This window comes from Demequina oxidasica, from assembly GCF_000975115.1.
Lineage (GTDB): Bacteria > Actinomycetota > Actinomycetes > Actinomycetales > Demequinaceae > Demequina > Demequina oxidasica.
Map to the genome: position 1 here is coordinate 65,843 of NZ_BBRE01000002.1, position 20,481 is coordinate 86,323.

Annotated in this window: 17 protein-coding genes and 1 pseudogene; 11 read left to right on the forward strand and 7 right to left on the reverse strand. The window is 64.6% G+C overall.

Annotated features, from left to right (window positions below; translation table 11 throughout):
• Window positions 1-14 precede the first annotated feature (14 nt).
• The 3 genes from AOP77_RS07350 to AOP77_RS07360 all read right to left on the reverse strand — a co-directional run bounded on the left by AOP77_RS07350 (window position 15) and on the right by AOP77_RS07360 (window position 6,910).
• Entirely contained in the window at window positions 15-2,561 is a 2,547-nt protein-coding gene (locus tag AOP77_RS07350) for a glycoside hydrolase family 9 protein (RefSeq protein WP_236685779.1), read from the reverse strand.
• A 248-nt stretch (window positions 2,562-2,809) separates the two neighbouring features.
• On the reverse strand, window positions 2,810-5,932 hold the full coding sequence (locus AOP77_RS07355; RefSeq protein ID WP_152649820.1) for a glycoside hydrolase family 9 protein: 3,123 nt from the start codon (window positions 5,930-5,932) through the stop codon (window positions 2,810-2,812).
• A 258-nt stretch (window positions 5,933-6,190) separates the two neighbouring features.
• Entirely contained in the window at window positions 6,191-6,910 is a 720-nt protein-coding gene (locus tag AOP77_RS07360) for an IclR family transcriptional regulator (protein ID WP_062211738.1), read from the reverse strand.
• Between the two features lie 100 nt (window positions 6,911-7,010).
• Here AOP77_RS07360 and leuC point away from each other — a divergent pair, with 100 nt between their 5' ends.
• The 3 genes from leuC (at window position 7,011) to AOP77_RS07375 (ending at window position 10,079) form a co-directional block, all read left to right on the forward strand.
• Window positions 7,011-8,432, forward strand: a complete 1,422-nt coding sequence (gene leuC, locus AOP77_RS07365) for a 3-isopropylmalate dehydratase large subunit (protein ID WP_061965099.1) — start codon at window positions 7,011-7,013, stop codon at window positions 8,430-8,432.
• 11 nt (window positions 8,433-8,443) lie between these two features.
• On the forward strand, window positions 8,444-9,082 hold the full coding sequence (leuD, locus tag AOP77_RS07370) for a 3-isopropylmalate dehydratase small subunit (protein ID WP_062211740.1): 639 nt from the start codon (window positions 8,444-8,446) through the stop codon (window positions 9,080-9,082).
• A gap of 169 nt (window positions 9,083-9,251) precedes the next feature.
• On the forward strand, window positions 9,252-10,079 hold the full coding sequence (locus tag AOP77_RS07375; RefSeq protein ID WP_062212593.1) for a CPBP family intramembrane glutamic endopeptidase: 828 nt from the start codon (window positions 9,252-9,254) through the stop codon (window positions 10,077-10,079).
• Between the two features lie 69 nt (window positions 10,080-10,148).
• On the opposite strand, the gene AOP77_RS07380 is transcribed toward AOP77_RS07375, so the two are convergent.
• Window positions 10,149-11,366 (reverse strand): glycoside hydrolase family 5 protein, encoded by a 1,218-nt coding sequence (locus tag AOP77_RS07380; RefSeq protein ID WP_439644703.1) that lies wholly within the window; start codon window positions 11,364-11,366, stop codon window positions 10,149-10,151.
• On the opposite strand from AOP77_RS07380, the gene AOP77_RS12620 reads away from it, so the two are divergent.
• The gene (locus AOP77_RS12620; RefSeq protein ID WP_369345408.1) at window positions 11,361-11,519 is read left to right on the forward strand and encodes a hypothetical protein; all 159 of its coding nucleotides are present in this window, start codon (window positions 11,361-11,363) and stop codon (window positions 11,517-11,519) included. The two genes, AOP77_RS07380 and AOP77_RS12620, sit on opposite strands and share 6 nt — an antisense overlap.
• 12 nt (window positions 11,520-11,531) lie before the next feature.
• Here the strand turns inward: AOP77_RS12620 and AOP77_RS12625 are convergent.
• Window positions 11,532-11,939, reverse strand: a pseudogene (locus AOP77_RS12625) (cellulose binding domain-containing protein); the annotation flags it as partial.
• 250 nt (window positions 11,940-12,189) lie between these two features.
• Here AOP77_RS12625 and murA point away from each other — a divergent pair.
• Genes murA through AOP77_RS07400 form a run of 4 tightly spaced genes read left to right on the forward strand, consistent with a single transcriptional unit; the run spans window position 12,190 to window position 16,314 of the window.
• Window positions 12,190-13,500, forward strand: a complete 1,311-nt coding sequence (murA, locus tag AOP77_RS07385) for a UDP-N-acetylglucosamine 1-carboxyvinyltransferase (RefSeq protein ID WP_062211746.1) — start codon at window positions 12,190-12,192, stop codon at window positions 13,498-13,500.
• 6 nt (window positions 13,501-13,506) lie between these two features.
• Window positions 13,507-14,220, forward strand: a complete 714-nt coding sequence (locus tag AOP77_RS07390; protein WP_062211749.1) for a lysophospholipid acyltransferase family protein — start codon at window positions 13,507-13,509, stop codon at window positions 14,218-14,220.
• Window positions 14,217-15,218 (forward strand): NAD(P)H-dependent glycerol-3-phosphate dehydrogenase, encoded by a 1,002-nt coding sequence (locus tag AOP77_RS07395; RefSeq protein WP_062211753.1) that lies wholly within the window; start codon window positions 14,217-14,219, stop codon window positions 15,216-15,218. Before AOP77_RS07390 ends, AOP77_RS07395 begins: the two co-directional genes overlap by 4 nt.
• A gap of 4 nt (window positions 15,219-15,222) precedes the next feature.
• A complete protein-coding gene (locus tag AOP77_RS07400; protein ID WP_062211756.1) occupies window positions 15,223-16,314 on the forward strand; it encodes a D-alanine--D-alanine ligase family protein in 1,092 nt (363 codons plus the stop codon).
• Window positions 16,315-16,410: 96 nt separating this feature from the next.
• Here AOP77_RS07400 and AOP77_RS07405 read toward each other — a convergent pair whose 3' ends face one another.
• Window positions 16,411-16,872, reverse strand: coding sequence for a DUF3515 family protein (locus AOP77_RS07405; protein ID WP_062211758.1), 462 nt, complete (start codon window positions 16,870-16,872; stop codon window positions 16,411-16,413).
• Window positions 16,873-16,937: 65 nt separating this feature from the next.
• On the opposite strand from AOP77_RS07405, the gene AOP77_RS07410 reads away from it, so the two are divergent.
• From AOP77_RS07410 to AOP77_RS07420, 3 genes are read left to right on the forward strand one after another with little or no spacing between them, the layout of a single operon-like run.
• Window positions 16,938-18,299 (forward strand): MATE family efflux transporter, encoded by a 1,362-nt coding sequence (locus AOP77_RS07410; RefSeq protein ID WP_062211761.1) that lies wholly within the window; start codon window positions 16,938-16,940, stop codon window positions 18,297-18,299.
• 41 nt (window positions 18,300-18,340) lie between these two features.
• Window positions 18,341-19,300, forward strand: a complete 960-nt coding sequence (locus AOP77_RS07415; protein WP_062211764.1) for a thiamine-phosphate kinase — start codon at window positions 18,341-18,343, stop codon at window positions 19,298-19,300.
• Entirely contained in the window at window positions 19,293-20,174 is an 882-nt protein-coding gene (locus AOP77_RS07420; RefSeq protein WP_084622449.1) for an alpha/beta fold hydrolase, read from the forward strand. The genes AOP77_RS07415 and AOP77_RS07420 overlap by 8 nt, the downstream gene beginning before the upstream one ends.
• Here the strand turns inward: AOP77_RS07420 and rpmB are convergent.
• Complete coding sequence (gene rpmB, locus AOP77_RS07425; protein WP_061965117.1) at window positions 20,171-20,362, reverse strand: 50S ribosomal protein L28; 192 nt, start codon at window positions 20,360-20,362, stop codon at window positions 20,171-20,173. The genes AOP77_RS07420 and rpmB overlap by 4 nt on opposite strands.
• Window positions 20,363-20,481 lie beyond the last annotated feature (119 nt).

Here is a 20,481-nt window from a genome sequence, read left to right on the forward strand (position 1 = left end):
CGCTACAGCGGCCGCTAGTTTGTGGCTTTCGTAAGGCGACCCTGCGCCAGCACAAATGCGACTCCGCCGCTGGCCATCACCAGCGAGATGAGGAGGGCGATCCACATGCTGGGGCCCTCCTCCTCGATCAGTGCGCCGGAGGTCTCCGTTCCCCCAGCATCGGTGCCAGCGGCGGCCGTCGCCGCCCCGGCATCGGCTCCTTGGTCCGCGGCGAACGATGCCACCCAACTAAGCGCCGAGTTCCAATTGATAGTGATCTCATTGGTCGCGAACGATCCGATGTCGTCCACGTAGCAGAACTGCGGCGCACAACCAGTGGAGAACAACCCCGATGCGATGGGGTCCCAGGTGCCCTGGCTGGCGTTGGGGCCACCCGCGACAGAGCCATGGGGTGGGTGCGGGAGCTCGGGGTTCAGTTGGTTTGCAAACCAGCGCGAGTGTTGATTCTGTGCGTACTCGGTGCCGTAGCCGGTCACGTAGGACACATTCAGGGCGTTACGGCCCAAGAGATAGTCAAGGCTTTCGAGTGCGCCGTCGCGGTACTTCCCGTCGCCGCTGAGGTCGTACGCGGTGCCCAACACCACGATGTTGTTGAGGATCTGGCTATTGGAGCCCCACACATACTGATTGGCGGGCAACACCTGACCGAATGGCTGCCGATCCTGCTCAGCGAGCATGCCATCGGCGCCCGCCAGAACTGAGGCGACCACGGCATCGTGCCCCGGAAGTTCGCTGGGGACGGTGGCCAGATCCATGCGAGCGAGCGCGGCGACGCTACCCCAGCTAAAGCCCCCCGTGGAGAAGACGTTGCGCTCGTTCAGTGGGGACTCGATCACGTAGTCCTGGTATTCCTGTTCGCCGGTGGTGAGGTAGAGCTCCGCCGCGGCCCAGTAGAACTCGTCGGAGACGTCCTGGTCTGGATACGCGCCGCCCCCATTGTTGCCGTCGGTGGCGGGAGCAAACATGTCCGGGTGGGCGAGGGCGGCTGCCCAGGCGGTCCGAGCCGATTCAAGTAGCTGGCCGGCGTAGTCCGGGTTGATCGGCTCGAACAGGCGCGCGCCCTGAGCCGCAGTTGCGGCGAGGTTCAAGGTGGCTGCCGTTGAGGGGCGGTGGAGGTAACGGGTCTGCGGATCGTCGACCGGGAGCATCGGCAGACCTGTCCAGCCGTAGTCGTGCATCTTGTGATGCGCCATGCCGGCCAGCTCCTGACCCTGCGGCACCATCATCGACATCATGAAGTCGAGTTCCCACTTAGCCTCGTCGAGCACATCAGGGATGCCGTTGGCGGATTCGGGAATAGTGAGGGAACCATCGCCCAGGGCGCCCTGCTGGGCCGATGGTGCGGTGAGGCTGCGTTCGTAGGTCGACAGCAGTTGCGCGGTGGCGATGCCGCCGTTGACGACGTACTTTCCATGGTCGCCGGCGTCGTACCAGCCACCCACGACGTCGAGGGTGTAGTCGCACGTCCAGGGCTCGCCGTAGATTGGTTTGGGGTTGTCGCCGCCAGTGTTGTCGTCGGCGGGTTGGCACGCCACAGCGTTGTCGCCCTGATTGGTCTCGGTGCCGCCGGCGGTGCTCACGTGGCCAGGCGCGCGGGCGTACTCCTCGCCCACGAGGGCAGGATCGATGTCAGTGCCCGAACGCGCGAGGTAGAAGTACTGCAACGAGTCCTTGCGGAGTTGGGCGTAAGCCTCGGTGCCGATGGTGAACTCGTAGGACGTGGCTCCGTCAGCGCTAAGGGTGTAGGTGCCTGGCGTGGTGACGTCCGAGAAGTCGATGGTCTGCGTGGCAAGCAGCGTGGACGGATCCGCATTCGCCGGGGTGGCGGTTCCCGATGCCACGGTTTCGGTTTCATTGTCCAGCGTCCAGTCGACGGGGGAGGCCTGGTCGGTGACAATCGTGGCGTGCTTGGGGCCGTCCGGGAGGTAGCCCACCTGGTTGACGCGCACGCGAGGTCCGGTTTCCGGGGCATAGGGAGGCAGTACCTTGCCCGCCACGAGCACAACGTTGTCGATGCAGAAGGTCCACGCCTGCGACGCACCTCCAAACTGGAACGCCATCTGGCGATCCTCGAAATCCTGGTCGAGCGCGAATCCCACGTCGTAGTGCTGCGTGTCTGCGCCCGCCTGCACTGTCTTATCCAAGACGGTCGCATACGTCTCCGGGTCTTGCATCAGCGCGCGCACGCCCACCGGTTGACCGTCGGCAGTGTCCGCGCTGATGTCGAAGGACAGCACATAGTCGTCCATGGGCAAGGTAAACCCGTCCTGGCCCACGATGGCGTCCCAGGGATTCACGGTGGCGCCGGGAACGTCGACGCAGAGCGCTCCCGAGGCGGTATCGATTGATTCGATCAGGTTCTCGGTTGACCACCAGCTAGTGTCGCCGTCGTCGAAGGTGCCGTTGACAACAAACAAGGCGTCGTCCTCGGCGGCCGATGCTGGGGTGGCACCGAGCAGGGGAGCGGACCACGCGAGCAGTCCGGTCAGCACCAGTGCCGCTGTGCGGGTGGGCGCCGCCCAGCCGTATGGGCCGCGGTGGTGCAGTGTCGTCTTTGGCACGTGGTCCTCCATCAAACTTCCCCCGCCGGGTTGCCCCGGACGCGCTTCTTCGCACGTCTTGGCACCCTACACGAAACGTTTCGTTTTTCTCCAGGCCCGTCGTTGATCGAGCTGTTTCTGTGACCTGACTGTGATTCGCTGGCGCGAAGACCTGTGATCTACATGCGTGGCGGCGCAGGTCGGCGTGTGCCGGCCTGCGCCGCTCTAGTGACAGGGGCATCGGCCGCGATGCATGTAGTGGCCGACGCCTACTTCATTACAGAGGCGCCCTTTTCTACCTTCTGGTCCTTCGTGTTCTTGCCGTCGCTCTTGCCGTCGCTCTTGCCGACGGTGGAACACGGCTCCCCGTTGAGCCAGAACTGCACGGGCTGAGCGTCTGCCAGTGTGTGAGTTGACGTGAGGAAGCCGATTGTCGTCTTGGCGCCCGGCTTGATCTTGGCGTTCCACGACAGGCTGGATGCCGTCACGGTGGCCCCAGATTGCGAGTAGTTCGCGCTCCAGGCCTGTGACGTAACCTCGTCGTCGCCCGGGTACGCCCAGGTGAGATCCCAGCCCTCAATCAAGGCGGATCCGGTGTTCTTGATCCACACCTGGTTGTTGGTCGCCCCGGGCCAGGTGCCGTGGGTGATGTACTGGACTTCGCAATGAGCCACCGCGGCGGCCGCGCCTTCCGTTTGATCCGCGAGGAACGATGCCACCCAGCTCAACGCCGAGTTCCAGTTCACCGTGATCTCGTTGGTTGCCCACGACTGAATCTCGTCGACATAGCAGAACTGCGGAGCGCAATCCTGATTCGGATACAAGGCTGCGAACGTGGGGTCCCAGGTGCCGACGTCGGCGTTAGGGCCACCCGAGACCGAGCCGGACGGCGGGTGCGGAAGGCTGGGGCTCAGTTGCGCGGAGAACCACCGTGAGTGCTGATTTTCCGAGTACACGTCGCCGTAGCCGGTGATGTACGAATTGTTGAGCGCGTTGCGACCCAGCAGATAGTCGGCACTCTCCACCGCCGCGTCACGGTACTTTGCCGCACCGCTAAGGTCGTACGCGGTGCCGAGCACCACCAAGTTGTTGAGCACCTGGCTGTTGGATCCCCAGACAAACTGATCCGCGCCGAGTGCCTGCCCGAAGGGCTGTGCCTGCTGAACCGAGCGAATGGCGTCGGCGCCGTCCAGGACCGACTCAACTATGGCGTGGTGCCCCGGTAGTGAGTTCGGCACAGTTGCCAGGTCCATGCGTCCTAGCGCTGCGACAGAGCCCCAGTTAAATCCGCCGGTGTCGAATACGTTGGCGGTGTGCAGCGGTGATGCGAGCACATAGTCCTTGAACTCCTTGGCGCCAGTAGTGATGTACAACTCTGCCGCCGCCCAGTAGAACTCGTCGGTGACGTCGTCGTCGTCGTACGCGCCGCCGCCATTGTTGCCATCGGAGACAGGGGCGTAGATGTCCGGGTGAGCCAGTGCGGCCGACCAGGCGGTCCTGGCCGAGTCCAGCAACTGCTGCGAGTAGTTCGCGTCGTAGGGGGCGAACAGTCGAGCGCCCTGCGCGGCGGTGGCGGCGAGGTTGAGCGTTGCCGCGGTAGACGGACGGTGCAGGTATCGAGTCTGAGCATCGTTCGCCGGCAGGAGCGGGAGCCCGGTCCAGCCATAGTCGTGAACCTTGTGGTGCACCATGCCGGCCAGGTCCTCGCCTTGGGGGACCATCATCGACATCATGAAGTCGAGTTCCCACTTGGCCTCGTCCAGCACGTCCGGCACGCCGTTGTCGGTTTCCGGAATGGCAAGAGTGCTGTCGCCCAGTGCGGAGGCATCGGCCGAGGGCGCATTCTTGGTGCGCTCAAACGTTGCGAGCAGTTGCGCGGTGGCGATGCCGCCATTGACCACATACTTGCCGTGGTCGCCGGCGTCGTACCACCCTCCCACGACGTCGAGCGTGTAGTCGCAGGTCCACGGCACGCCGTAGATTGCGGCAGAGTCTTCGGCCGGCTGGCACGCGACATTGTCGTCTCCTTGATTAGTGTCGCCGCCACCCGCTGTGCTTACATGCCCGGCGGCGCGTGCGTAATCCTCGCCCACAATGTCGCCGTCGATCTCGGTGCCTGAACGTGCCAAGTAGAAGTAGTTCAGGGAGTCCGTGCGGAGCGTGTTGTAGGCGTCAGTGCCGATCTCGAATGCGTACGACGTGTCGCCATCCGCCGTCAGGGTGTACGTGCCAGGGGCGGTGACCGACGAGAAGTCGATGGTGTGAACATTGAGGCCAGACGATGCGTCCAGGCCTTGAGGTGCGCTATCACCTGAGGCGACCACCGCATCGGCCGCGCTGTGAACTTCCCACGCCGCGGGATCGGTCGAATCGGTCACCAACGTTGCGCGCTTGGGGGCATCGGTGATGTAGCCCACCTGGTTGACGCGCACCCGTGGTCCTGTGTCGGGCTCGTACTGCGGAAGCGCCGCGCCCCCTAGCACTGACACATTGTCGACGCAGAAGGTCCAGTCCTCGGTGGAGGTGCCGATTTGGAAGGCGACCTGCACGCCGGTGGTCTCCTCGTCGAGCGAGAAGCCCACCTGGTTGGACTCGAGCGAATCCCCCGGGGTGGTGTTGGCCTCGGCGTAGACGTCGTAAGGGGCCGCGGCCATGCCAACGATGGCGCGAACGGGCTTGCCTCCGGACACGTCGTACGAGAACACGTAGTCCCCCGCGGGGAGGGTGAGATCGTTGAGGCCCACAATGCGGCTCCACGGATCCCCGCCGCCGACCTGGCCGGTCACGGGGGTGCACAGCGCGCCGTCAACGATCGTGCCAGCGTCGGCCGGGGTGAACCAGGAGCCCAGCCCGGTGTCAAAGCCCCCGTCGGGAACAAACTCCGCGCCTGCCATCGCCACGGAGATGTTGTCGGCGCAGAAGGTCCAGTCCTCCGCGGCTCCTCCTACTTGGAAGGCGACTTGAGGATCGATCGCTGCGTCAGCCAGGGAGAAACCCACGTCGTAATGGGTCATGTCTTCAGAGTGCGCAGGCAGCGATTCTGCGTAGGTGGCATACGCGCCGCCATTTTGGGCGACGATCGCGCGGATAGGACCCTCGCCGGACACATCGAAACTGAAGACGTAGTCGCCAGCGGGCAGGTCGAGGTCATTCTGGCCGAAGCCGACGTCGTAGACATTGGTGGTACCGCCGGGAACGGTGCCGCAGAATTGCCCGCCTTCGAAGCTGGTAGATCCGCCTACAAATCCGTAGGAGAACCACGCGTCGGTGTTGGCGCCCTCGAGATCTCCGTTAATGACGTCAGCGTTGGCGGCAGTGGCGCCGCTGGCTAGTAGGATCGCGGCCGCGCCGATGGCGGCCATAGTGGTGCGTGTTGACTTCTTTGTAAACACTGGGATTCCTCTTCTAATGGAGTCATGCCCCTCAGCATGTGGGCATCCTTACCCACGCGTGGAAACGTAGCACGAAACGATTCGACTCGCGATGGCAACGTTCACTTTTTCTACCGACTGGTAGGGGAATTTCTGGTCCGGAGAGGGTCTGGCCGGCAGTAGTGGAGCGGAATCGGACCAATGGGGCGCCGAGGTGGGTGAGGAAGTGGTGGGGCGGGGGATCGAGGCCGCGGGGTATGCGGGGGCCGTGGCGGTGGGCTAGTGCTCGGTACGGCGAAGGACGTCGCTGAGTTGGCGCGCCGCGTCCATGACGGACTCCGCGTGCTCGCCTGCTGGATGTGCGGTGAGGCGCTCGATCGGTCCGGATATTGAGACGGCAGCGATCACTGTGCCGGCCGTTCCCCACACCGGCGCGGACACTGAGCTGACTCCGGTCTCGCGCTCGCCGGCGGATTCGGCGTAGCCGTATGCTCGCACGTGGTCCAAGTCCTTGGCGGTGAAGCGCGCGCCTGCGAGGCCGCGGTGCATGCGAGTGGGTTCCTGCCAGGCGAGCAGCACCTGCGCTGCGGAGCCTGCGGTCATGGTCATGGTGGTGCCCACCGGGATCGAGTCGCGAAGTCCCACGGGGCGGTCAGCGGCCGCGATGCAGATGCGCTGATCGCCGTGGGGGCGATACAACTGCGCGGACTCACCTGTGCGGTCGCGCAGCACCGTCAGCACCGGCTGCGCGGCGCTGACCAGACGGTCCTCGCCCACGGACGCGGCGAGCTGCGCGAACCGACTACCCAGGACAAACGCTCCGTTGGAGTCGCGGCCCACCAGGTGGTGGTGTTCCAGGGCCAACGCCAGGCGGTGCACGGTGGGGCGTGCCAGGTGAGTGGTCGCCACTAGCTCCGCCAAGGTCGACGGCCCCTGCTCCAGCGCGCCGAGTATTGCGGCCGCCTTGTCAATGACGCCAACTCCGCTATGATTGTCCATAGAGCGATACTAGCGTCTCGTATTGTGAGATGTCTAGGTCAAGGAAGAATATCGCTACACGGATCTGACACCCCCGTAGGGTGCCGACACTGGAGGAAAAATGGGAACCACACTGGCTGAAAAGCTGTGGGAGAGCCACCTGGTGCGTAAGGGCACCGACGGCGCCCCCGACCTGATCTACATCGACCTGCACATGTGCCACGAGGTCACGAGTGCACAGGCGTTCGAAGGCCTCCGCATCGCCGGTCGCACCGTGCGCCGCCCGGACCTCACCATTGCGACCGAGGACCACAACACCCCCACACTGGACATCGACCAGCCGATCGCTGACGAGACCAGCCGCATCCAGATTCAGACCCTGCGCGACAACGCCAAGGAGTTCGGTGTCCGCATTCACTCGCTGGGTGACGCCGATCAGGGCGTTGTTCACGTGGTGGGCCCGCAGCTCGGCCTGACCATGCCCGGCATGACCGTGGTCTGCGGCGACTCGCACACCTCAACTCACGGCGCCTTCGGCGCGCTCGCGTTCGGCATCGGTACCTCCGAGGTCGAGCACGTGCTCGCGACGCAGACGCTTCCGCTCGCACCCTTCAAGACCATGGCGATCAACGTCGATGGAGACCTGCCCGAGGGCACCACGGCCAAGGACATCATCCTGGCCGTCATTACCAAGATCGGCACCGGCGGGGGACAGGGCTATGTGCTCGAGTACCGTGGCGCCGCGATCCGTGCGCTCTCGCAGGAGGCGCGCATGACGGTATGCAACATGTCGATCGAGGCGGGCGCCCGCGCCGGCCTCATCGCCCCCGACGAGACCACGTTTGAATACGTCAAGGGACGTCCTCACGCCCCTGAGGGTGCCGACTGGGACGCAGCCGTCGCAGACTGGAAGCAGCTCGTCACCGACGAGGACGCGACCTTCGACGCCGAGGTCAATCTCAACGCCGCCGACCTGGAGCCGTTCATCACCTGGGGTACCAACCCCGGTCAGGGTGCTCCGTTGAGCGCCTCGGTGCCCGACCCCGAGGACTTCGCCGACGCCGACCAGCGCGAGGCCGCCGCGAACGCCCTCAAGTACATGGGGCTCACGCCCGGCACCCCGTTCCGAGAGGTCGCCATTGACACGGTCTTTCTTGGCTCGTGCACCAACGGCCGCATCGAGGACCTGCGCGCAGCCGCAGACATCATCGCGGGCCGCGAGAAGGCGCCGAACACACGCTTCCTTGTCGTCCCCGGGTCGGCCCGCGTTCGTCTCCAGGCAGAGGCCGAGGGTCTCGACAAGGTGTTCCTGGACTTCGGCGCAGAATGGCGCAATGCCGGTTGCTCCATGTGCCTCGGAATGAACCCCGACCAGCTCGCCCCGCAGGAGCGCAGCGCCTCCACCTCGAACCGCAACTTCGAGGGTCGCCAGGGCAAGGGTGGGCGCACGCACCTCGTGTCCCCGCTCGTTGCCGCCGCTACCGCGGTCCGTGGCACGCTATCCAGCCCCGCCGACCTCGAGCCCGCCGCAGCGCTGGCGTAAGGGAGATACTCATGGAAAAGTTCACCACCCACACCGGCATCGGCGTTCCGCTGCGTCGCTCCAACGTCGACACGGACCAGATCATCCCGGCCGTGTACCTCAAGCGCGTCACGCGCACCGGCTTCGAGGACGCGCTCTTCGCCGCTTGGCGCGGAGACGAAAACTTCATCCTCAACCAGCCCGCGTACAAGGCCGGATCGGTCCTCGTGGCCGGCCCTGACTTTGGCACGGGTTCGTCGCGTGAGCACGCCGTTTGGGCGCTCAAGGACTACGGCTTCAAGGTCGTTATTGCGAGCCGCTTTGCCGACATCTTCCGCGGTAACTCCGGCAAGCAGGGTCTGCTCGCCGCGATCGTCGAGCAGAGCGACATCGAACTGCTGTGGAAGGCCCTCGAGGCCGAGCCCGGCAAGGAACTGACCGTGTCGCTCGAGGACCGCACCGTGTCCTGTGGTGACATCACTGTCCAGTTCGAGATCGACGACTACGTGCGCTGGCGCCTGATGGAGGGCCTGGACGACATCGGCCTGAGCCTCCAGCACGAGGAGGACATCACCGCGTTCGAGAAGACGCGCGCCGCCTGGCGTCCCAAGACGTTGCCGGAGAAGACTGAGCCTAAGCAGGAGATCGTCGCCGCTCGCCCGGTCAAGTAGCCCGCAAGATTGAAACACAGAAGCCGCCGTCCCTATTGGGGCGGCGGCTTCTGGCATGCTCGGGGGCATGAAGACGCCCAACACCGTCACTCCGACCGATGCCGTGCCGGGCCTGTCGCCTGGCCAGGGGCACGATGATGTGGCCGGCTCGTCATCGGTCCTGCCGCCGATGCCGCGGCTGGGTTGGGATGGCCAGTCGGCCGCCCGACTGCTCGCCGCCGCGATGGTCTGCGGTGCTGCGATTCTGCTCTTCGCAGTGCATGTTCGGCCATGGGGCTACATCCCGCTCATTCTTGGCTTGGCGCTGGCCTTCGCAGTTGACCGCCGCCTAGCCCGTGACCTGGGGCTCATCGCGCTCGCGCAGGTGATCATTTCCACGATCTCGCTGCACGCGGACCTTTCGGACGCCGGCATGGCGCGTTTCACTGTGGTGTTGTCGTTGGCCGTGCTGGTGCCGTGGGCAATCTCGCGCTTCGTCTTCGGCGACCGCAGCATCGTCTTCCCCGTGGGAACCGGCAAACGTTGGACGCGACCGCAGTGGCTGTACCTCGGCATTGTCGTCGTGTTCGGGTATTTAGTCTTGCCGCTCTACTTCATTGGCTCGGGTGCGTATCAGAACTGGCCGGACCTAGGCGGGAGCGGGGACATTGGCCGACTGTTCGTTGGCGTGAATGCAGTGGGATTGTGGGACGAGTTGTTCTTCATCTGCGTGGTATTCGCTCTGCTGCGTTCTCACTTCCCCATGTGGGTCGCAAACGTGCTGCAGTCGCTGGTGTTCGTGTCGTTCCTGTGGGAGTTGGGATACCGCGAATGGGGGCCACTCCTGACGATTCCGTTCGCGTTGGTGCAGGGGTGGATCTTCTCCTGGACCAAGTCGCTGCCGTACGTGGTCACGGTGCACTTGCTGTTTGATGCGGTGGTATTCGCGGTGCTAGTGCATGCTCATCATCCCGAGTTGTTCGACATCTTTGTGACCGCACCAGCGGTAGGTGCGTAGCTCCGCCGCTCGACCGGAGAAATGCAAGCGGCCCGCGCCTCCTTCGAGGCACGGGCCGCTCGCTCGTGATCAGCTGACGGGGGCGGTGTTGCCGTCCTCGTAGTACTCGGTCACGTTCGTTCCTCCCACCAGGGGCGTCACGTGGTCGAGGCCCACGAACTCGCCGTTGGAGTCCTGCCACAGCGCCGGGTCAAGCAGCGTGAGCTTCTCCTGATCCCAGGTAGTCCAGTCGTCGAGCAGTAGCCCGCCGGTGTCGCCCGAGTTCGGGTTGATGGTCCAGAAGGTGTGACTGATCTTCTTCTCCGAGATCAGATTGCGGAGGTATACCAGCCAGTCGTCTTGGCGCTGGTCCTCTCCCACTCGGCCACCCCACTCGCCAATGAGCAGCGGGTACTGGTCGTTGTCGTGCAGGTAGAGCCAATTGGGGCCCCACACGTCCTCCGTCAGGCTTTCTTGCGAGAACCCGCCCTTGAACCATTCCTGCTCAAATACAAGCGGCCCGTAGTCGTGTGGCGAGTAGACCAATTGATTCTGGTGGGAGCCGAGGTCGAGGTCGTGATCGGCCACGCCGCGAAGGTTACCTCCCCACCAGTTGGTGTAATAGTCGTCCTCGTTTGTTGAATTCCACGACGCGCCATCCTTCGGGTACGTCTCAATTCCCTCGACCAGGATCAATGCATTCGGGTTGATGGCGAGAATCTTGTTGCCTGCCGTCTCCGCGACGTGCTTCCAATTGTCGGGATCGGTTGAGCCATCCCACTTGGCACGCGGCGTGGCCTTATACGTCCCATGCGGTTCGTTTTCCAGGTCGTAACCGATGATCGTGTCGTCGTTCTTGTAGCGGTCGGCGACCCACTCCCAGGTGTCGTAGAAATCGGCAGTGGTGATTGATCCCGCGTACCACATCGGCTCGAAGTGGCCCGAGTTGTCCGCCTTTGCCGAGTGAACGTCAAGGATGACCTTGACCCCCGCTTCCTTGGAGGCGTCAAGGAAAGCGTCGAACACTCCTAGTGTCGTCAGGCCCTCCAACTCTGGATTGGCGTAGGTGTTCACGCCAGACGGGACTGCGGCCTGGCCGTTCTTCCACTCCATCAAGAGCTCGGTAGAGATCGGAACACGCAAGACGTTGAAGCCATGCGCGCTGATTTGGTCGATCGTGTCGTAGAGATTGACCGACCATAGGCCGTGGAACACGCGTTCCGTGGTGTTGAATCCGAACCAATTCGCGCCGGTCAACCACACCGGATTGCCTTGCGCGTCGAGGATGGTGTTGCCATCAATGTGCAACCAGTCGTCGTTGCCGGCGCCAGGGTCACCCGGATCGGGTGTGACGCTTGGCTCAGGCGTGGGACTCGGATCGGGCGTCACGCTCGGATCGGGCGTGGGACTCGGATCGGGCGTCACGCTCGGATCGGGAGACGGGTCTGGGTTGGTGACTGATCCGTTGCACGCGATCGCTCCGCTGGAAGGTATGGTTCCGGAACCTTGGAACCCCCACTCCGCTGATTGACCGCTCGCTAGCGTCGAATTCCATCCCACGTCTGACGCGGCGGCCTCACCCGTCGCCCCTATCGCAAGTGTTGAGTTCCAAGCATTGACAACAGTCGAACTGCCGAGTCCGACCGCAACCGTCCAACCGTCGACGCCCCCCGCGCCCCCGGTTACCTTGACAGATCCCTGGTAGCCCCCAGGCCAGGAATTTGCAATGACTAGTTCGGCACTACATGACTCTGCCGCAGAGGCACTCGTGGCCACCAGTGTGGCGCCTGCGAGCAAAACTGCGGTTGTTGCAGTTGCTGCTACAACCCGGGCACGCTTGCTGCCTCGAGATAAATGCTGTTGATCGTTGTGGTGTTGCATTGAGATCTTTCCTCCGGCTTCGTTGGCGGAACGGGAGTGAGGGGCACTCCCGTAGCCGACACTAGCCCGACTCGAAACGTTTCGCCACAGATAAGTTGTGGCCGTGGTCTCCGGGAGTCGGCGCTAAGGCCGGACTCACGCGGAGATTCAGGGACGGGCACGCCACCATTGAGATCGGTACGCGGACGCTCGCCGGGGGAGGGCTACGGGGTGGCGTGACCAGGGCGGCTACATAGGGGAAGATAGTCACATGAGCGACTCCATTCGAATTCACGGCGGCAAGCCGCTCGAGGGTGAGATCTCCGTACGTGGCGCCAAGAACTTCGTCTCCAAGGCGATGGTTGCAGCGCTACTCGGCTCGACTCCTTCGATGCTGCGCAACGTTCCCGACATCCGCGACGTAGGGGTGGTGTCTGGGCTGCTTCGCCTCCACGGCGTCGACCTCGAGTACGACGTCGAGGCTGGCACCGTGTCGATGGACACCACTAGCCTGAACCCCGCCGAGGCAATTGACATCGCTGCGCATGCGGGCTCCTCGCGCATCCCCATCCTGCTGTGCGGCCCGCTACTTCACCGGCTGGGAGAGGCCGTCATCCCCGATCTCGGAGGCTGCCTCATTGGCGACCGCCCCATCGACTTCCACCTGGAGATTCTGAAGAAGTTCGGTGCCACCGTGGAGGAGTCAGGAGACGGCCTCCACCTGACTGCGCCCCACGGGCTCAAGGGCATCCGACACGAGTTGTCCTATCCCTCCGTGGGTGCCACAGAGCAGTTGCTCCTCACTGCCGTCATGGCGGAGGGCATCACGCTACTTGAGAACGCCGCGGTCGAACCGGAGATCAAGGACCTGATCGACACTCTGCAGAAGATGGGCGCGATCATCTCGGTCGACACCGACCGCACCATTCAGATTGAGGGCGTCAAGGAGATGCGCGGATACGACCACACTGCACTGTGTGATCGCATCGAGGTAGCCTCGTGGGCGAGCGCAGCTCTTGCGACCAAGGGCAACATTCTGGTTCACGGTGCACAGCAGCGGTCCATGGGCACGTTCCTGAACGTCTTCCGCAAGGTAGGTGGCGAATTCGACGTCGTCGAGGGTGGCATCCGGTTCTACCACCCCGGTGGCGAACTGCACTCAATCGCGCTACAGACGGACGTGCACCCCGGGTTTATGACTGATTGGCAGCAGCCGCTGGTGGTCGCGCTGACCCAGGCGACGGGCCTCAGCATTGTTCACGAGACGGTGTATGAGCAGCGTTTTGGGTTCACCAAGGCCCTCAACGCGATGGGCGCGCAGGTGCAACTGTTCAATGAGTGCTTGGGGGATCGCACGTGCCGTTTTGGCCAGCGCAACTTTAAACACTCCGCTGTGATCTCCGGCCCTACGCCTCTCACCGGTGCTGACATTGTGGTGCCCGACCTGCGTGGCGGCTTCTCCCATCTCATCGCAGCCCTTGCCGCAACGGGCACGTCCAACGTGTCCGGCATCGGCATCATCGACCGTGGTTATGAGAACTTCCGCGCCAAGCTGGTGGCGCTCGGCGCCAGCATCGAGTAGCCGCGGATGGCGACCGGAATCACCCGGTGCTACCGCGCGGTGGCGTGCGTGCTGCGCCCCATCGTGTCCGCAATGACTCGCAAGGACTGGCACGGCAAGGAGAATTTGCCGCGAGACACTGGCTTCATCGCGGTGTCTAACCACGTGTCTTACGCGGACCCCATTACGTTCGCGCACTTCCTTTACAACAACGGCCATCCGCCAAGGTTTCTCGCCAAGTCGAGCCTCTTCGACATTCCCATTGCCGGCAGACTCCTACGCAACCTTGACCAGATACCTGTGTATCGCGGAACCAAGCGCGCTCGAGATGCCCTCGACATGGGCGCCACGGTGCTCGATCGGGGCGACATGATCGCGGTTTTCCCCGAGGGCACACTCACCAAGGACCCTCAGATGTGGCCCATGGTGGCCCGCACGGGAGCTGCACGAATGGCGCTTGAGCAGAACGTGCCGGTGATTCCGGTGGCGCAGTGGGGTGCCGACAAGCTACTGAGCCCGTACTCCAAGACGCTCAAGCCGTTCCCGCGCAAGACAATCACCGTGATTGCGGGTCCACCTGTCGACCTCGACGAATTCCGTGGCCAGCCCATCGACTCGGTTTTGCTGCGCGCGGCGACTAACAAGATCATGGCGACACTCACCTCTATGCTTGAGGACATTCGCGGCGAGAGTGCTCCCGCCGAGCCATTCAACATGCGAGACAGGAAGCGAGATCAATGACCAAGGCTGCTGTTCTGGGTGCGGGCGCGTGGGGAACCACCTTCGCGGCGGTGTTGGCCGATGCCGGCACCGAGGTCTCGCTGTGGGGCCGTGACGCCGCAGTAGTCTCCGGAATCAATGTTGACCGCCGCCACGAGCGCGCGTTGCAGGGACTTGAGCTGCCGCCGGGCATCGAGGCTACAACGGTCATGGACGACGCCCTCGCCGGTGCGGACATTGTTGCCGTGGCGCTGCCGTCGCAGCACGTGCGTGCCATCCTCGCGGGCCACGAAACGGCGTTGCCGGAAAGTGCCATCGTGACCTCTTTGATGAAGGGAATCGAACTCGGCACGCACGAGCGCATGAGTGAGGTTTTGGCTGACGTCTGGTCCTTGCCCAACGAGCGCCTGACCGTAGTTTCTGGACCCAACCTGGCGCGCGAGATCGCCGCCAAGCAGCCCACGGCCACCGTGGTCGCCGGTTACGACGCCGACGCTGCCATTCTGTTGTCGGAAGCCACCGCATCGTCGTACTTCCGTCCGTATACGAATACCGATGTCGTGGGCGTTGAGCTCTGCGGCGCGTATAAGAACATCATCGCCGTTGCCGTGGGTGTGGCTGCGGGGCTTGGCTTTGGACACAACACCACCGCCACCGTTATTACCCGGGGTCTCGCGGAGATTACGCGCTTGGGCCTGGCGCTTGGTGCAACCCCCGAGACGTTCTCTGGGCTGGCTGGGATGGGCGACCTCATCGCTACCTGCGCGTCGCCGCTGTCGCGCAACCACACCCTCGGCGCGCACATCGGTCGCGGCGCAAGCCTCGACAATGCCATCGCCCTGACCGGCGGTACGGCGGAGGGCGTGAAGACCTCGCTGTCAGTTCGCGAACTCGCGGCGACAGTGAATGTTGACATCCCCATATGCGACGCCGTCGTCGCCATGCTTCACGAAGGCAAGCCCAAGGAATCCGTGCTGCAGGCGCTGCTCGCGCGGCCCCGCAAGGCAGAGGGCGTCTAGGCCCATGACCAAGCCCACTGTCGCAGTCGCGTTTGGCGGTCGCTCATCAGAGCACGGAGTCTCGTGCGTGACCGCCGGGGGGGTACTCGGTGCCATAGATCGTGAGAAGTGGAACGTGGTTGCCCTTGGCATTACGTCCGAAGGTCGCTGGACAGTCGCGAGTGACGACCCCGGTGCGTGGGCCATCGTGGACGGAGCGCTGCCGACTGTTGCAGACGACGGGGAGACGGTGTTGCTCCCAGTGAGCGCGGGAAATCGGTCCTGGCGCGTAGAGGGACACGATGGGAGCATCCGCCACCTTGCGGACATTGACGTGGTGTTCCCCGTGTTGCACGGGCCCTTCGGGGAGGACGGAACGCTCCAGGGGGCACTCGAACTTCTTGATATCCGGTACGTCGGGGCGGGGGTGCTCGCCTCCGCCGTCGGCATGGACAAGCAGTTCATGAAGACCGCGTTCAAGGATGCGGGCTTGCCAGTTACGCCGGACGTGGTGCTCTACCCGGGGGAACACCCCGAGGGCCATATCGCAGACATCGAGGCGCTTGGTCTGCCGCTGTTCGTGAAGCCTGCTCGTGCAGGTTCCTCGATGGGGATCTCTCGTGTCGACGACCTCGCCGAACTCGAAGCGGCGGTTGCTGAGGCTGTGACACATGACCCCAAGGTATTGATCGAGCGCGGGGTGAGCGGACGCGAGATCGAGACCGCAGTGCTCGCCACCGAGACCGAAGTCAGGGTTTCGCCGGCAGGGGAGATCGTCACCGGCGGCGACTACGACTTCTACGACTTCGAGGCAAAGTACTTGGACGACGGCGATGTGAGGCTGCTGTGTCCCACCACGCTGCCGGCCGGGGTCGCCGATGTTGTGGCTGACTACGCGCGTCGTGCCTTCCGGGCGGTGGGAGCTGAGGGGCTTGCACGCGTGGACGTCTTTGTGAGCGAGGATGGGGTCGTCACCGTCAATGAGATCAACACGATGCCGGGGTTCACGCCGTCGAGCATGTACCCGCGTATGTGGGCGTCGGCAGGAGTCGAGTATCCCGAACTGGTACAAGTCCTGCTCGAGACGGCGCTCGAACGCCGCATCGGGCTCCGTTAAACACTCGCGGCGAGCGTCACCGGACCGCTAAAAAACCGCGGCTGCGGCAGACGTACATTTTGGGACCGCCACGGGGTGAGTGGGTGTGTCCGTGAGTCAGCGGCACTCGAGGCCGTTGGTCGGTGCCAGCGCGGCTGCGTCGGACACCTCCGCCAGGACGTCGGCCACTGCAGCATCGGCCCGGACCTTGGGCACGCGCATCTCGAGCGCGGGGGAGTGCCCGAAGGTGACTGCGAGCCAGTCATCACCGTCCTCCTCGATGAGCCAACCCATCGTCACTGACGGCGTCTTGACTTCGGTGCAGGACTCGGACGTGGGGCCGGGCGGCTCCACGCCGCAGCGCGCGACGATCGGGTAGTCGTCACCCCACGAGCTCGTCGCCTGAGATGACGTCGCGTGGACGTCGAGTCCGCCGAGCGTGTCCGGGACAGACAGCATCACGTCCGCGCAGTCGGGGTCCGCCGCGTAGAGCGCCGGAGCAACGATCAGCGGCTGGGTGCATCCGGCAAGTGCGATGGCGGACAGGACGGCCAAGGCGGCGAATCGAGCGCGAAGCATGACTCAAGCCTACGGCCGCCGCGAGTGTGGCTGGCACGCCCCGCCTCTACCGGTAGCGTCAGAGCGTGATCACCGTGCGCCAGCTTGTCTCAGACCTGCCGCACAAGCGCGCCTTTGCGCTGGCGTGGCCCGCGATCCTGTCCAATATTTCCGTGCCGCTCGTGGGCCTCGTGGACACTGCGATGCTGGGTCACTTCTCCGACGAGCTCAACCTGGGCGCAGTCGCCCTCGGCGCCACGGTGCTGGGTGCCGTGTTCTGGCTCATGTCATTCCTGCGTACCGGCACCACGTCGCTCGTCGGCAGGGCGCTGGGGGCGGGCCGCACTGATGCGGCGCTGACTCACGCTCAGCGCGCCGCCTTGCTCGCGATGGTCATGGGCGCCGTGGTGCTGCTGATTCAGGCGCCGCTGGTGCCGTGGATCATGGACTTCCTGACCCCAGACGGCGCCATCAGTTCCGTCGCGTCTCAGTACACGTCTATCCGCCTCGCGTCGGCGCCCGCGGTGCTGCTCACGCTAGTCGTGACTGGGTGGTTCATCGGCGCGGGGGATACCAAGCGTCCCCTCGCCACCGTGGCCGTGGTGGCCACCATCAACATCACGCTCGACGCCACCTTTGTAGCGGGTCTGGGCTGGGGCGCCCAAGGCGCGGCGGCCGCAACGGTGATTGCCGAGTGGGCCGGGCTCGCCGTGGCGCTGTGGCTGTGGCGGCGGATGGCCGGCCCGGCACTGCGCGCGGGCGTCACCAAACTGCGCGGTCGTGGGCTGCGCCGCGGCTGGACGGCCCTCATGGGCATGAACCGCGACATCTTCCTGCGCACGCTGATCCTCTACGCAGTGATCACCTTCGTCACCGCGTACGGCTCGCACATTTCCCCCACGGTGCTGGCCGCGAACGCAATCCTTATGCAGCTGATGTACCTGGCGTCCTACGGACAGGATGGGTATGCGGCGGCAGCCGAGTCGATGGCCGCGCGCGAGATTGGGGAGGGGGACGTCCCCGGACTGCATCGCGCCGTCGCGGCCGCCACGCTGCCCGCGTTCGCCATTGGGGGGGTGTTCACGCTCGCTTACTTGCTCGCGGGGCCGGCGTTTATTGCGGTGCTCACCTCGCTTCCCGACGTCACCGATGCCGCGCTCGCGGCGCTGCCCTGGGTGGCAGTCCTGCCGCTTGCCTCCGCGGGGGCGTACCTCTTCGACGGTGTCTTCCTTGGTAGCGGCAAAGTGGGATGGATGGTGCTGGGTATGGCTGTCTCTGCGGCGATCTTCGCGCTTGCCTGGTGGCTCGGTTCGACCACCGATGACCCGAATGGCAACCTGTGGCGCGCCTTCGCGATCTTCAACTTTGCCCGCGGCGCTACGTTGGGACTCGCGTATTGGCGCCAGAGTGTGGCCGGCACCTGGCTGACGGGTACACGCGCCCATTAGTTTGACCCATGAGAACGACAATCGCCCGTAGGCTCGTACCCATGACAGATATCGGTCCCAGCATCACCATCGGCGAGATCGACGAGGATGCCCTCATCGCACTCTTCACACCCCGGCTGCCACGCTCCGACGCCGAGATTCTAGGCCCGGGCGACGACGCGGCGGTGCTGTCCGTGGATGGAGACCTGGTGGTTTCTACGGACGTGCTGATCGAGAACCGGCACTTTCGCACCGAGTGGTCCACCGGCGCCGACGTGGGCTGGCGAGCGGCGATGCAGAACCTCGCGGACATCGACGCGATGGGCGCGGTCCCGACCGCGTTACAGGTGACCCTCGCGGCCCCCGCGCACACGCTCGTGCAATGGGTGCTTGACTTTGCCGACGGGCTGCGCGCGGCATGCGAGCCGCATGGCGTGGGCGTCGTGGGTGGCGACCTCAGCGGCGCGAGCGAGATCTGCATCTCCGTGACCGCAATGGGCGAGACTCATGGCACGGAGCCCATCACTCGCGCCGATGCCGTGGACGGGCAGATCGTCGCAGTCGCCGGGCCGCTAGGCGGGGCCAGGGCGGGGCTCGAGCAGCTTACGCGCGGCGAACGCGTCGATGAGGAAAGCATCGGCCTGTTCCTGCGGCCCCACCCGCGCATCGGCGCCGGTCTCGAGGCCGCGCTGCACGGTGCCACCGCCATGATGGATTTGTCCGACGGGCTGGTGCGCGACGCTCATCGCATCGCACGAGCCTCCGAGGTCGGAATCGATATTGAGTCAGCCTTGCTGCCCGTGCACGACGGCGCCCGCAAGGTTGCGGTCGCGCTCCAGTTGGATCCGCGCCCGTGGGCGCTGGCCGGGGGAGAGGACCACCACATGCTGGCCGTCTTCCAGCGCGAATCCGCGGTGCCCGAGGGGTGGACCGTCATCGGCGTGACCTCGGACGCGTTCAGCGGCGTGCGTGTGGACGGCGAGGAGCCCACGGTGCGCGGCTGGGACCACTTTGGTGGCTAGCGCAGTAGTCCTGCTGCACGGCTGGCCCGGACTACCGTCAGACTACGATGGCGTCCGCGAGGCCCTTGGAGACGTGCGTGTGGTGGTTCCCGACCTGCTGGGGTTCGGTCACGGCTACGACGGACCATTCGCGGAGGGCGATGCGACTGCGGACGCCCACGCCCGGCGTGTGCTGGCCCAGCTCGACGACGACGGGGTGCGCGCGGGCGCGGTAATTGGCGGATACGACATCGGCAGCCGCATCGCACAGGCCGCGCTACGTCTCGATCCCCTGCGGTTCTCCGGCGCGGTTCTTACCCCCGGGTACCCCGGCATCGGCGACCGCGCCGGCGCCCCCGAACTCGCGGCCACCTTTTGGTATCAGCACTTCCTGCGCGACCCCATCGCCACGCGGCTGATTGACGGAAATCGTGATGCAGTGCACGACTACCTCGGTCATATCTGGGAGATATGGAGTAGTCCCGGCTCCTTGAGCGTGGCCCCAAATGAGAGACGACTAGTCGACGCCTACGCCCGTCCAGGTGCGTTCGCGGCGAGTGTCCAGTGGTACCGCGCGAATCGCGGGTACGCGGGCGACTATGCCGCTATCCAGACGCCGACCACGATGCTGTGGCCCACGGCGGACCCGCTGTTTCCCCTTGAGTGGGCTGATCGGGTAGGGGAGTACTTCACGAACGCGACCGTACTTCCCGTGGAGGGCGTGGGGCACTTCGTGCCAATCGAGGCGTCACGAGAGTTCGCCAACGCCATCCGAGAGTTCGCATGCGATGAGATGCGGCGAGCGCCTCAGCCTCGCAAGCATCGGCCGCGAGGGCATGAAAAAAGCGGACGCTCCCAAGTGGAACGTCCGCCTTCCGCGGAGAGACCGCGTTAGATGTTGCGGGTCACCTTGCCGGCCTTGAGGCACGACGTGCACACGTTGAGGCGCTTAGGGGTACCGGAAACAATCGCGCGGACGCGCTGGATGTTCGGGTTCCAGCGACGCGAGGTGCGGCGGTGAGAGTGCGAAATAGAGTTACCGAAGGACGGCTTCTTGCCGCAGACTTCGCAGTTGGCAGCCACGATAGATCTCCTAAAATAATGCGCGATTCACTAGTGAAATGTCGCGCCACGATGTTCTGCCCGGTACTCGGGCAACCGCACAAGAGTATCTGACGAATGCCCTTCACGCCAAACCTGAC

Coding starts and splice junctions, on each gene's coding strand:
- AOP77_RS07390 (WP_062211749.1), top strand. CDS start 13,507: ATGGCGACCGGAATCACCCGGTGCTACCGCGCGGTGGCGTGCGTGCTG.
- AOP77_RS07400 (WP_062211756.1), top strand. CDS start 15,223: ATGACCAAGCCCACTGTCGCAGTCGCGTTTGGCGGTCGCTCATCAGAG.
- AOP77_RS07360 (WP_062211738.1), bottom strand. CDS start 6,910: ATGGACAATCATAGCGGAGTTGGCGTCATTGACAAGGCGGCCGCAATA.
- AOP77_RS07405 (WP_062211758.1), bottom strand. CDS start 16,872: ATGCTTCGCGCTCGATTCGCCGCCTTGGCCGTCCTGTCCGCCATCGCA.
- AOP77_RS07395 (WP_062211753.1), top strand. CDS start 14,217: ATGACCAAGGCTGCTGTTCTGGGTGCGGGCGCGTGGGGAACCACCTTC.
- leuC (WP_061965099.1), top strand. CDS start 7,011: ATGGGAACCACACTGGCTGAAAAGCTGTGGGAGAGCCACCTGGTGCGT.
- murA (WP_062211746.1), top strand. CDS start 12,190: ATGAGCGACTCCATTCGAATTCACGGCGGCAAGCCGCTCGAGGGTGAG.
- AOP77_RS07375 (WP_062212593.1), top strand. CDS start 9,252: ATGCCGCGGCTGGGTTGGGATGGCCAGTCGGCCGCCCGACTGCTCGCC.
- leuD (WP_062211740.1), top strand. CDS start 8,444: ATGGAAAAGTTCACCACCCACACCGGCATCGGCGTTCCGCTGCGTCGC.
- AOP77_RS07415 (WP_062211764.1), top strand. CDS start 18,341: ATGACAGATATCGGTCCCAGCATCACCATCGGCGAGATCGACGAGGAT.